Source organism: Mycobacterium sp. 1245801.1, assembly GCF_001673055.1.
GTDB classification, from domain to species: Bacteria; Actinomycetota; Actinomycetes; order Mycobacteriales; family Mycobacteriaceae; genus Mycobacterium; species Mycobacterium europaeum_A.
In genome coordinates, this window is record NZ_LZKY01000374.1 from 45469 (window position 1) to 56731 (window position 11263).

Annotated in this window: 15 protein-coding genes and 1 tRNA gene; 12 read left to right on the top strand and 4 right to left on the bottom strand. The window is 65.8% G+C overall.

All coding sequences use genetic code 11. The features are described from left to right. Positions 1 to 217 precede the first annotated feature (217 nt). The 4 genes from A5622_RS23985 (at position 218) to A5622_RS24000 (ending at position 3355) form a co-directional block, all read left to right on the top strand. Positions 218 to 400 (top strand): hypothetical protein, encoded by a 183-nt coding sequence (locus tag A5622_RS23985; RefSeq protein ID WP_066871127.1) that lies wholly within the window; start codon positions 218 to 220, stop codon positions 398 to 400. Between the two features lie 69 nt (positions 401 to 469). Further along, the gene (locus tag A5622_RS23990; RefSeq protein ID WP_082975879.1) at positions 470 to 1492 is read left to right on the top strand and encodes a methyltransferase; all 1023 of its coding nucleotides are present in this window, start codon (positions 470 to 472) and stop codon (positions 1490 to 1492) included. Next, positions 1489 to 2226, top strand: a complete 738-nt coding sequence (locus A5622_RS23995; RefSeq protein ID WP_232003032.1) for an alpha/beta fold hydrolase — start codon at positions 1489 to 1491, stop codon at positions 2224 to 2226. Before A5622_RS23990 ends, A5622_RS23995 begins: the two co-directional genes overlap by 4 nt. Beyond that, positions 2207 to 3355 carry an NAD(P)/FAD-dependent oxidoreductase gene (locus A5622_RS24000; protein WP_066881637.1) on the top strand — a complete coding sequence of 383 codons (1149 nt, stop codon included), beginning with the start codon at positions 2207 to 2209 and terminating at the stop codon, positions 3353 to 3355. The genes A5622_RS23995 and A5622_RS24000 overlap by 20 nt, the downstream gene beginning before the upstream one ends. On the opposite strand, the gene A5622_RS24005 is transcribed toward A5622_RS24000, so the two are convergent. Continuing rightward, positions 3346 to 4326 (bottom strand): GlxA family transcriptional regulator, encoded by a 981-nt coding sequence (locus tag A5622_RS24005; protein WP_197508087.1) that lies wholly within the window; start codon positions 4324 to 4326, stop codon positions 3346 to 3348. The two genes, A5622_RS24000 and A5622_RS24005, sit on opposite strands and share 10 nt — an antisense overlap. 162 nt (positions 4327 to 4488) lie before the next feature. Between A5622_RS24005 and A5622_RS24010 the strand changes: the two genes are divergently transcribed. Continuing rightward, positions 4489 to 5139, top strand: a complete 651-nt coding sequence (locus tag A5622_RS24010; RefSeq protein WP_066881662.1) for an HD domain-containing protein — start codon at positions 4489 to 4491, stop codon at positions 5137 to 5139. Positions 5140 to 5349: 210 nt separating this feature from the next. Here A5622_RS24010 and A5622_RS29380 read toward each other — a convergent pair whose 3' ends face one another. Then, positions 5350 to 5598: a hypothetical protein gene (locus A5622_RS29380; protein ID WP_156753070.1), complete on the bottom strand. Its 249-nt coding sequence runs from the start codon at positions 5596 to 5598 to the stop codon at positions 5350 to 5352. A gap of 3 nt (positions 5599 to 5601) precedes the next feature. Between A5622_RS29380 and A5622_RS24015 the strand changes: the two genes are divergently transcribed. The 6 genes from A5622_RS24015 to A5622_RS24040 all read left to right on the top strand — a co-directional run bounded on the left by A5622_RS24015 (position 5602) and on the right by A5622_RS24040 (position 9691). Further along, positions 5602 to 6666: a 2-polyprenyl-6-methoxyphenol hydroxylase-like oxidoreductase gene (locus tag A5622_RS24015; RefSeq protein ID WP_156753071.1), complete on the top strand. Its 1065-nt coding sequence runs from the start codon at positions 5602 to 5604 to the stop codon at positions 6664 to 6666. Between the two features lie 116 nt (positions 6667 to 6782). Continuing rightward, the gene (locus tag A5622_RS24020) at positions 6783 to 7484 is read left to right on the top strand and encodes an alpha/beta fold hydrolase (RefSeq protein ID WP_066881642.1); all 702 of its coding nucleotides are present in this window, start codon (positions 6783 to 6785) and stop codon (positions 7482 to 7484) included. 100 nt (positions 7485 to 7584) lie between these two features. Further along, positions 7585 to 8235 carry an HD domain-containing protein gene (locus A5622_RS24025; protein WP_066881644.1) on the top strand — a complete coding sequence of 217 codons (651 nt, stop codon included), beginning with the start codon at positions 7585 to 7587 and terminating at the stop codon, positions 8233 to 8235. Positions 8236 to 8251: 16 nt separating this feature from the next. Beyond that, positions 8252 to 8956, top strand: coding sequence for a nitroreductase family protein (locus A5622_RS24030; protein WP_066881646.1), 705 nt, complete (start codon positions 8252 to 8254; stop codon positions 8954 to 8956). 43 nt (positions 8957 to 8999) lie between these two features. Then, positions 9000 to 9536, top strand: a complete 537-nt coding sequence (locus tag A5622_RS24035) for a cupin domain-containing protein (protein ID WP_066871104.1) — start codon at positions 9000 to 9002, stop codon at positions 9534 to 9536. 78 nt (positions 9537 to 9614) lie between these two features. Next, a tRNA-Met gene (locus A5622_RS24040) sits at positions 9615 to 9691 on the top strand. Between the two features lie 44 nt (positions 9692 to 9735). Here the strand turns inward: A5622_RS24040 and A5622_RS24045 are convergent. Both A5622_RS24045 and A5622_RS24050 read right to left on the bottom strand, forming a co-directional pair. Next, on the bottom strand, positions 9736 to 10224 hold the full coding sequence (locus A5622_RS24045; RefSeq protein ID WP_066881648.1) for a glutathione peroxidase: 489 nt from the start codon (positions 10222 to 10224) through the stop codon (positions 9736 to 9738). A 20-nt stretch (positions 10225 to 10244) separates the two neighbouring features. Beyond that, entirely contained in the window at positions 10245 to 10781 is a 537-nt protein-coding gene (locus A5622_RS24050) for a hypothetical protein (protein ID WP_066881664.1), read from the bottom strand. 311 nt (positions 10782 to 11092) lie between these two features. Here A5622_RS24050 and A5622_RS24055 point away from each other — a divergent pair. Then, positions 11093 to 11263: MlaD family protein (locus tag A5622_RS24055; RefSeq protein WP_369829252.1), on the top strand; the 171-nt coding region annotated here is incomplete at its 3' end.

The window sequence follows — 11263 nt, forward strand, 5'->3', positions numbered from 1 at the left end:
ATTTCCGGAGGATTACCCACTGCAGCCGCCCCTGGCGATGATAGTGCGGCAAGCATGCGTTCACAGCTTCATCGCGATAGTGCTGGTCTTTATGGGCACCATGCTATGGGCCGCGGCTTTCGGTGACCTTCCAGGGTCTGCCAAGACCTTCCCACGTTGCGAGCAATACGACCTCGGGCCAACGGCTTCGGCCGGCCGACTCGATCGATGATCAACAATGACCATATCGCTGAGCGCGAGAATGGGTTTCGGCTCAATGCGTAATCACTATGTGTTGCCTGATTTTTCACAGTCGGCCGAATTGGACCGTCTTGTCCAGAACACCTTTCTGCGCCAACTCGTCCTCCACGGTCTCGTCACGGTCTTGCTGCTGGCAGCCGTTATCGCGATGAGTTGGTAGCCCTCACCCGGTCCGGGCGGCGGGCGCGGCCGTGATTTTTGTCAACCAGAATGAGGAGGTTGGGAGACAATGCCATTGGATCCGCCGGCGTCATCGCCGGCGAAAGCGATGCAGGGGCTCATACTGGGCGCGTGGGTAGCGCAGACCATTACTACAGTTGCCGACTTGGGAGTGGCCGATGCGCTTGGCGACGGGCCACTGCACATCGATGAACTCGCCGACAAAGTCGGAGCCGATTCCGATGCGTTGCGCAGGGTGTTGCGAGCATTGATCAGCAAGGGCATCTTCGCTCAGGGCGACGATGGCCGCTATGAACTGACCGAGCGAGCAGACCTGCTGCGCTCGGACGCCCCGGTATCTATGGCGGCCCTGGCGCGGCTCGTGGGCGCACCGCAGGAGCGCGAACATTGGAGCCTGCTCACCCAGACTGTTAGAGCCGGCACTTCGCCGGTCCAGGCGTTGCGCGGTAAGCGCTTCTTCGACTACCTGCGCGACGAACCCGAATTCAGTGCGATCTTCAACGACGCGATGACGGGCTTGTCGGCGTACGTAGATGGACCGCTCGTGGCGGCGTATGACTTCACGCCATTCGCTACCATCGTCGACGTCGCAGGCGGTCATGGCCGCTTGCTCGCGGCCATCCTGGCCTCGGCCCCGAACACGCGTGGTGTGCTGTTCGACCTTCCCGATGTGGTGGCCGAAGCAGCGCCGCTGCTACGAAAGTTAGGCGTGGCGCAACGGGTTCGCCTGGTTGCGGGCTCCTTCTTCTGCGATGTTCCGCCGGGAGCTGATGCCTATGTGCTCAAGCACATTGTGCACGACTGGTCCGATGACGCGGCGCTGCAAATCCTGCGGAATGTGAGGAGGGCTGCGCCAACTGGCGCGGCCTTACTGCTCGTCGAGACGGTAATCCCCGAAGACACCCGCGAATTCATCGGCAAGATCGCTGACATCGAGATGTTGCTGTTCAACGATGGGCGTGAACGCACCGCCAAGGAGTATCAGCGACTCCTCGATGAAGCCGGCTTCGAGATGACTCAAGTCTTCGACACCGAAACGGATTTCAGCGTGATCGAGGCTCGCGCCAGATGACTCTCGACGGGACCCTACCGCCGGACACGCACGGGCTGACGTATGTGCTGATTCCAGGCGGCTGGCACGGCGCCTGGTCCTGGCGGCCGGTTGCCAACCGGCTTCGCGCGGCGAGTCATCGGGCGATCACCCTGACGCTGCCGGGTCTGGGCGACGGCGATGACCCGTCGGGTTACCAGCTCGGGGACGCGATCGACTACATCGTCAACGAGGTGCGCCGGCTCGAGCTGGACAACGTGGTACTCGTCGCGCACAGCTGGGGCGGCTACCCCGCGACCGGCGCCGCTCACCTTCTGCGCGGCCGGGTCAGCAAGATCGTCTACTACAACGCTTTCGTGCCGGTTCGGATCAGGTCGCTCGTCGACGAAACCCCGCCAGACACACGCGAGTTGATGCTGCAATTGATCGACGGATCACCGTTCGGCGCCATTGCACCGAGCCTGGAGTACGTCGAACAGCTGTTGCTGCAAGGCGTCGCCCCAGCGTTGCAGCGATTGGTGGCGGATCTGATGACCCCGCAACCCGGCGGCTACTTCCTTGGCGCTCTCGACATCGATGCGGCGAGTCTCGGTGTTTCCACCGCCTACGTCACCGGCGACAGCGATCAGGCGATGCCGCACCCGGGGCCCGAATTTGCCGCCCGGCTCGGTGTAAAACCGGTCGTCGTTCCGGGGACACACGACGGAATGCTGACCCACCCCGACGAAGTGGCCAATGCGATCCTCGCGACCTGACCGGGCAGTAGTGGTTATTGGTGCCGGCCCGGCCGGCATTTCTGCCGCGCTGAGCTTGAAGGACAACAGAATCCGGCCATTGCTCATCGACCGGGCCGATGCAGTGGCCGCGTCGTGGCGCGGCCGGTATGACCGGCTCAGGCTCAACACCGGTCGGCAGTTCTCCCACCTGCCGGGCCGGCCATACCCGAAGGGGACTCCGCTCTATCCGACTCGTGACCAGGTCGTCGCGCACCTTGACCGACACGCGGGCGAGGACGGCATCGACCTCCGGCTCAACACCACGGTCGAGCGGATCGACCGCTGTACGGTGGGATGGCGGTTGACAACGTCTGACGGCGACCTCGACGCTCGACACGTCGTGGTCGCCACGGGTTATCTGCACACTCCCTTGATCCCGGATTGGGCCGGCACTTTCAGCGGTGAGCTATTGCATTCATCGAGTTATCGAGGCCCGGCGCGGTACGCGGGCAAGCGCGTGCTGGTGGTCGGGTCGGGATCCTCGGGAATGGAGATCGCCCACGACCTGACCGTAGGCGCGGCGGCCAAAGTCTGGCTCTCGGTAGGAACTCCACCAAACCTCTTGCTGCGTAAGGGGCCTGTCGGGCTGCCCAACGACGTGCTCTCGATTCCGTTGTTCCATCTGCCCCCGCGGGTAGCCGACCGGATCTCTAACGCAGCGCGCCACCGCGCATTCGGCGACCTCCAAGAATTCGGTCTGCCTGTTCCGGAGGAAGGCCCGTTTGCCAGAGCCCACCGGCTGCACGCCGCACCGACAGTTGTCGACCGCGAGGTCATCGACGCGGTGCGCGACGGATCCATCGAAGTGGTCGGGGCGGTCAGCGCGCTCGAGGGTGCCAAGGCGGCGCTGGCCGACGGTGCACGAATTCAACCCGACGTGATGATCTGCGCGACCGGATACGGGCCCGGCCTGGGCCCGTTGGTCGGGCACTTGAGGGTACTCGCACCCGACGGCGCACCGGTCCTGCTGGCGCCGACGCCTGCGGCCGATGGCCTGTACTTCCATGGTCTGCTGAGCCGCCCAGCGTTGATCGGCTACGTAGCGAAACAATCGCGAACCCTGGCCAGGCGCATCTCGCAAGACTGCCACTCGATCGCTCAGGCGTAGGCCGTTCGGAACCTGTCCCGATAGGCCTTCGGGCTGATGCCCAGGTGGTTGACGAACACGCGTCGCAGGGTTTCGCTGCTGCCGAAGCCGGCCATGCCCGCGGACTCGCTGACGGACCGGCCGGATTCCAGTGCCCCACGGGCGAAATCGATGCGAACCAATTCGACATAACGGGCCGGGGTCATCCCGAGCTCGGATTGGAAGAGCCGGGTCAGCTGACGGGTGCTCAGTGACGCCCGCGCGGCAAGGGACTGCACGCTGTGGTTCGCGGCCGGGTCGGCCGCGACCGCGTCGATGACCGCACGCAGCGGCGACTGCGGCGGGGGATCGGCCTCGACCAACACCGAGAATTGTGATTGGCCCCCTGCGCGTTTGAGGTAGACGACCAGCCACCGGGCAACGTTGCGGACCAGTTCGGTGCCGTAATCCATTTCGACCAGCGCCAGCGCCAGGTCGATGCCCGACGAGATCCCGGCCGAGGTGAAGACGTTGCCGTCGCGGACGAAGATCGCGTCGGGATCGACGGTGACATCGGGGAAGGCACGCGCGAACAGCCGGGCATCGTGCCAGTGCGTGGTGGCGCGCCTTCCGCTGAGCAGGCCCGCCTGCGCGAGGACGAACGACCCGGTGCAGATGGAGGCCAGCCGCCGGGTCCGGGCCGACACCGATCGGATGGCCTCGACCAGGGCGGGGTCGATGGCGTGCGCGGGCAGGTTGTCGCTGCCGGCGACCAGGACGGTGTCGGCGGATTCGATCGCGGCAATGCTGTCGGTCACGCCAAGTCGGGACCCCAGCGAACTGGTCACGTCGCACCCGTCCAGCGACGCGATCTTGACCCGGTAGTCGGCGCCGAACCGGTTGGCCTCGACGAAGACCTCACCCGCGCCCGCGACGTCCAACAGCGTCACCCCGTCGAACACGACGATCACCACCACCCGCGTACGCGCTTTGGCTTCGGTCACGCCAGCCATTGTGTCGCAATTTGTGGGAAATATGGCGGCTGGGCGGCTAGCGGGCCGACCGACGGTGACGAACGCGTCGCATTCTGTGGTGAAGACGGCTCAAACGATTCGGGTGGCTTGAACGGCGCGGTCGAATACTGAGGACAGTCCACCCGACACAGGAGGTTGATCATGGTCACTCAACACGTCGAGAGTATCGCCGACATCGTCATACCGGACACCCCGCTGGTTCGCGAGATCACCGAGTTCATCCGCGAGGCCGAGGGTGACCTACTCTTCGACCATTCGCGGCGCGTGTTCCTGTTCGGTGCGCTGCAGGGGCGGCGCCGGGGCCTGGAGCCCGACCTGGAACTGCTGTACGCCGGGGCGATGTTCCACGACCTGGGCCTCACCGAGCGGTATCGCACGTCCACCCTGCGCTTCGAGGTGGACAGCGCCAACGCGGCGCGGGCTTTCCTGTTGGAGCACGGCGTCGGCGAGGCCGACGCCGCCAAAGTGTGGCTCGGCATCGCGTTGCACACCACGCCCGGCATACCCGAATTCATGGAACCCGAAATCGCTTTGGTCACAGCCGGTGTCGAGACCGACGTGCTGGGCATCGGACGCGACGACCTTTCCGCGGAAGCCCTCGCCGCGGTCACCGCGGCGCATCCCCGGCCTGACTTCAAGCGGCGAATCTTGGCTGCCTTCAACGAAGGCATGAAACACCGCCCGCACAGCACCTTTGGCACCGTCAACGCCGATGTGCTGCAACACTTCGATCCCACCTTCCGCCGTGACGACTTCGTCGAGATCATCCTGGACAACACCTGGCCCGAGTAGGCGCTCCGTCCGCGCGGCCGGTGATGTCGCGAACTGTGGGATAGCGGTCTGAAATCGCACCGGTGCCCCGACGGTCACCGCAGCAGACTGAGCGGTGACCGCCGGGGGATGCGGCGGTTCTCATCAGGTGCGATCACAGGAGTCAGCTTGAAGACGAATGCGTCCGAAATCGGGTACACCGCAATAGTTCTCGGGGGAAGCATCACCGGCTTACTGGCGGCACGGGTACTGGCCGACTTCTATCGCGACGTTGTCGTGATCGAACGAGACGTTCTCCCGGACGGACCGCGGACCCGCCGCGGGGTCCCGCAAGGCGGCCTGCCGCACATCCCACCGGCACGGCTGACACGAAGTTTGGAACAGCTTTTTCCCGGTTTCCTCGACGAATTGGTGGTCGGCGGTGCCCGAGTCTGGGACGACGGCGACCTGTCGCGCCTCTGCATCAATTTCGGTGGACACGAGTTGCTGCGCTCGGGCAACGTCCCCGACCCGGAGTCGATCGTTATCCACTACGCGCACCGCGCTTTTCTCGAGTGGAACCTACGTCGACGCGTGCATGCCCTTCCCAATGTCGAGTTGCTGCAGGGCTGTGACGCGGTGCGGTTGACGTCCACCCAGCAGCGCGCCCGCGTGACGGGTGTCGTGGTGGCGCGACGTGACTCGGGCGCCGAAAGCGTCCTGACCGCAGACCTTGTCGTTGACGCGACGGGCCGCGGCTCGCGGACACCGATCCTCCTCGAAGAACTCGGGTATCGCCGTCCACGCGAGGACGAATTGAAGGTGCACGTCACCTACGCCGGTCTGCCCGTTTATCTGGAGCCGGGCACCTTGCGGGAGAACGTCACGCTCACCGCTGCCCAGCCCAGCCGCCCGATCGCATTCGCGATGTTCGCCGGGGAGAACAACGCGTACATGCTCGCGGTGCAAACGCTGTCCGGGCAACCGGCGCCCACCGATCGCGCCGCCCTCTTCGATTGTCTGACCGGTGTAGCGCCCCCACATGTGCTGGCCGCCGCGCGGGCCGCGGAACCGCTCGCCGACGTCACGCATTACAAGTTTCCCTCGAACCGATGGCGACGCTACGACAAGCTGACGCGCACGCCCGACGGCCTGATCGTGATGGGAGACGCGCTGTGCAATTTCAATCCTCTTTACGGCCAAGGCATGTCGATCGCCGCCATCGAGGCGTTGATTCTGCGTGATTGCCTTCGGGACGGCGGCGACAAACTGCCACGGCGGTTCTTCGGCCGCGCTGCCAAGGAGATCGCCGTGGCCTGGCACACCGCCTTGAGTTCGGACCTGGCACTGCCGCAAATAGCGGGGAAGCGAACCGTGTCGGTGCGGCTCAGGAACGCTCTGGTGGAGCGCATGGTCCGCGCCGCGCAAACCGACCCGGAAATGGTCCAGCGATTCCTGCATCTGATGAACATGGTCGGCCGGCGCGCGGAGCTGTTTCATCCATCCACGATGCTGCGCATGGTCCCGAATGCGCGGAACGTCCCGATAGCGGCTCGGACCTCAGCGTAAGCGCTGCCTCGATCGACAGAAAGCAGGACATGACGCGAAGCGACTGCCACACTTGGGATTTGGCCACCGGTGACCTGGCCGCCGCCCGGCCCGGCCACCCCGGTTGATTAGCGGACATGTCGACATACGTCCTGATCCCCGGCGCCTGGCATGGGGCGTGGTCTTGGCGTCCGGTCGCCCAGCGGCTGCGCGCGGCGGGCCACCGGGCTATCACCTTGACGCTGCCCGGTATGGGCGACGGCGAGGATCCCTCGGGATACCAACTTCACGATGCGGTCGATTACATCGCCCGGCAGGTGCGGCGGCGAGAATCCGGCGCGGTGGTGTTGGTTGCCCACAGCTGGGGCGGTTTCCCCGCGACCGGCGCCGCGCAAGTGCTCGCCGGTCGAGTCGAGAAACTGGTGTACTACAACGCGCACGTGCCGCTGCCCGGCAGGTCGCTGATCGACGAGAACCCGCCCGACAAGCGCCTGTCCGCACTGCGGTGGATCGAGGAATCGCCGGTCGGAGGCGTTCCGGCAACCGCGGAATATCTCGGACGGGAACTGATGCAGGGCGTCTGTGCTGACCTACAGCGGCTGGTGGCGGACCTGCTCACCGTTCAGCCCGGCGGTTACTTCCTCGGTTCCCTCGACATCCACCCGATCGACCTTGGCATCCCGTTGGTCTACATCGCCGGCGAAGACGACCTGGCGATGCCGCGGCCGGCGGCCGAATCGGCCGCGCGGATCGGGGTCCGGCCGGTCGTCGTTGCGGGCACGCACAATGGGCTGCTCACCCACCCCGACGAGGTGGCCCAGGCGATCCTCACCGCCTGACGGCCAATGTCGGATTCTGTGGGAAGAACGGCCGCAAACCGACTCCTCCCTGACCGCGCGGCGGCGCACACTTCAGGCAAGCAGTGAAGGAGACGCGGTCATGGCCATTCCATCGACAACAGCCGTTGCGGACATCGTGGTCCCCGACACCGCGCTGGTGCGCGAGGCAACCGAGTTCATCCGCGCCGCCGAGGACGACGTCCTCTTCCACCATTCCCGGCGGGCGTACTTCTTCGGCGCGCTTCACGGGCGCCGCCTCGGGCTGCACCCAGACCTGGAACTGCTCTACGTGGCGGCGATGTTCCACGACCTGGGTCTCACCTCGCGCTACGGCGCCTCGACCGAGCGGTTCGAAATCGACGGTGCCGACGCGGCGCGCGAATTCTTGGTGGAACGTGGCGTCGAGGAGGCGCAGGCCCAGAAGGTGTGGTTGGGCATCGCCCTGCACACGACGCCCGGCGTGCCGGCCCGCCTGGACCCGGAAATCAGTTTGCTCATCGCCGGTGTCGCGACCGACGTCGTCGGTGCCGGCCGCGAGGCCCTGCCTTCTGACGCTGTCGAGGCGGTCACCGCGGCCCACCCGCGTCCCGACTTCAAGAACCGCATCCTGGTCGCCTTCAACGAAGGCATGAAGCACCGCCCGGAGACCACCTACGGCACCATGAACGCCGACGTCCTGGCGCACTTCGATCCGAACTTCACGCCCGCCAACATGGTCGACGCGATCCACAACAGTTCTTGGCCCGAATAGTGGAAGGAGCACAACAATGGACATCTACGAAGGCCTGTACACCACCCGGATGATGCGCCGGCTGCGCCCGGATCCGATTCCGTTGGAGACCCAGGCGCGCATCCTCGATGCGGCCGTGCGCGCCCCGAACGGGGGCAACACCCAGCGTTGGCACTTCGTGGCCGTGGACGATCGGGAACTCATCGGCAAGTTCGCCGAACTGTTCCGCAAGGCCCGCGCCATCGAATACGAGAAGTTCAGCACGGGAACGGGACCGATGGTCGCCACGGCGCCCGGAGCGGATCCCGCCGCGCACGCCGAAACGATGCGCCGAATGAAGGGCTCGGGCAATTACCTGGCCGACCATTTCGAAGAGGTCCCCCTGTTGCTGTTCGTCTACTCCATCGATGACCTAGGCGGCGCCAACATCTACCCGGCCATCTGGAGTGCGTTGCTCGCCGCCCGCGCCGAGGGAGTCGGCGGTGTCATGACGATGGTGCTCCGCAATTTCGAGGACGAGGTGAACGAGCTACTGGGAGTTCCGGCCGAGCAGGGCTGGAAGATGTCGGCGATGCTCACCCTGGGTTACCCGTTGGGCAGGTGGGGCGTCGCGGCCAATCGCCATCCCGTGCACCAGGTTTCGTCCCGCAACGGATGGGACAAGCCGTTCGGCATCGAAGTGCCGCAGCCACTGTGGCCGCCGCACGACGAGACGACGGCCGACCTGGCCGCGGCGGGCTGAACACGTCTTGCGGCGCAACGGGTTTGCGAGGAAGGTATCTCCCATGAGCGGACCAGATCCAATCGGCGTCACCGTGGTGCAACCGGGAGAGGGCGAGGTCGTCACTCTCCCGGGCTTCGGGGCGGTGTTCAAACTGTCCGGCAAGACCAACGGCGGCGAGGTGTCCATCGTCGAGCATCCGTTCGCCGTCGGCCTGCTCACCGCGGCGCACCGGCACACCCGCGAGGACGAGCATTCGATCGTGCTGGCCGGTGAGATCGGGTTCCGTTCCGACGACAGCGAAGTGGTGCTGGGTCCCGGTGGATACATCACCAAGCCGCGCGGGCAGATGCATGCGATGTGGAACGCCGGCAGCGAGCCGGGCCGCATCATCGAGGTCATCACCCCCGGCGGGTTCGAGAACTACTTCCGCGAGTTGGGCGAGCTGCTCGTCGAGCACGACCAGGACCCGGCGGGCACACCGCTGCACGAGCTGCCCGAGTTCGGCAAGCTCGCCGACAAATATGGGCTGACGTACGGCTCGCCGGAGTGGATGGACGACATCGCCCAGCGATACGGGCTGAACCCGCCGTCGCACTGAGCCGTTCGCGGCTTCGATGCCCGCTGAGCGGGCGATTTGGTCGCCGAGAGACCGGTTCGGTAACCTGGCATTCACCAACGCGGGGTGGAGCAGCTCGGTAGCTCGCTGGGCTCATAACCCAGAGGTCGCAGGTTCGAATCCTGTCCCCGCTACCAGGTAAAACGGCCCCCGGAGATAGCTCCGGGGGCCGTTTTCATGCCTAGCGCGCCAGCACGTCCTCGATGGCGCTGATGACCTCCGGGGCCTCGGGCTCGGTGCGGGGCCGGAAGCGGCGCACCACCTCGCCGTCGGGTGCGAGCAGGAACTTCTCGAAGTTCCACTGGATGTCGCCGGCCTGGCCGTCGGCGTCGGCGGCCTTGGTCAGCTCGGCGTACAGCGGGTGGCGGCCGTCGCCGTTGACGTCGGTCTTCTCCAACAGCGGGAACGTCACGCCGTAGGTCGTCGAGCAGAACTGCTGAATCTCGTCGGCTGTGCCCGGCTCCTGGCCCATGAACTGGTTGCAGGGGACGCCGACGACCGTCAGGCCGCGGTCGCGATAGTCCTTGGCCAGCTTTTCCAGGGCCGTGTACTGCGGCGTCAGCCCGCATTTGGAGGCGACGTTGACGACCAGCGTTGCGCCGTCGGACAATTCGGCCAGCGTGGTCGGCCGACCGTCGAGGGTGGTCAGGGCGATGTTTTTGAGGGTCACGCCGACGACGCTAACGCACGTCAGAGCCAGCCGGTGCGGGCGGCGGCGACCGGCTCGGCGGGCTCCGGGGCCAGCTCGCCATTGCGTACGCCGTCGAGCAACCGTTTCACGGCGGCGACGATCTCCGGAGCGGCCGCCGCGAGCCCGGCCGTGTCGGCCTCGCTGACCTGGTCGGCGTCGACGCCGGCGCGGGCCAGCACGGCGGCCGGGTCGGCCAGCTGTTCGGTCAACCAGGCCAGCGGGTCGGCGGACAGCTCGGGGACGAAGTGCCGGCGGCTGGGTTCCCAACCGTTGAACTGCGGGTGGTGATGGGCGCGGTCCAGGGTCCCGGGTGGGCTCTCGGTGGACCCGAACAGGTCCACCCGCCACACCGGGCGAGTGAACGCGATCGGGACGCCGGCGTAGATCGAGCCCTGCGGCTCGGCCCGGTCGACGAGGCGCAGTTCCAGCCTGACGCCGCGCTCCGGGGTTTCCTGACCTTCGAGCGGGGACGGGTCGATGAAGTACATGTCGCCGACGACCACACCCAGGGATTCGAATCCGAACGCTGCCAGCATCGCGCACCTTTCGTTGTCCTCATCGAGGTTCTCATCGAGCGTAGACCCGGCATCTTGCCAACCGCGGCGCCCGACGAATTTGTGAACAGCGGTTCGCACAAGTTCGGCCGTCGCGGTACATTTCACTGACTTCGTTAGTGCACAGTTACGAAGCCCCTGGCAAAGGCAGGGGAGTGGATTTGTCGCCGCGCCGGCAGGCGGCGGCGCGGACGTGAGGGGTGGCGGCGGTCTTGTCGACGAAAACAGGTCCCAGCTCACCCGTGCAGATCAACTCGCAACGAACCCCGCCCTACAAGTGGATCGCCCTCGCCATGATGCTTGTCTGCGGGCTGATTCTGGCCTTGGTGTACGGCCAGTTTCGCGGTGCATTCACCGAGAAGACGCAGCTGACGATGATTGCGTCGAGGGCCGGTTTGGTGATGGATCCGGGTTCGAAGGTGACGTATAACGGGGTGGAGATCGGCCGGGTGGGGTCGATTGCG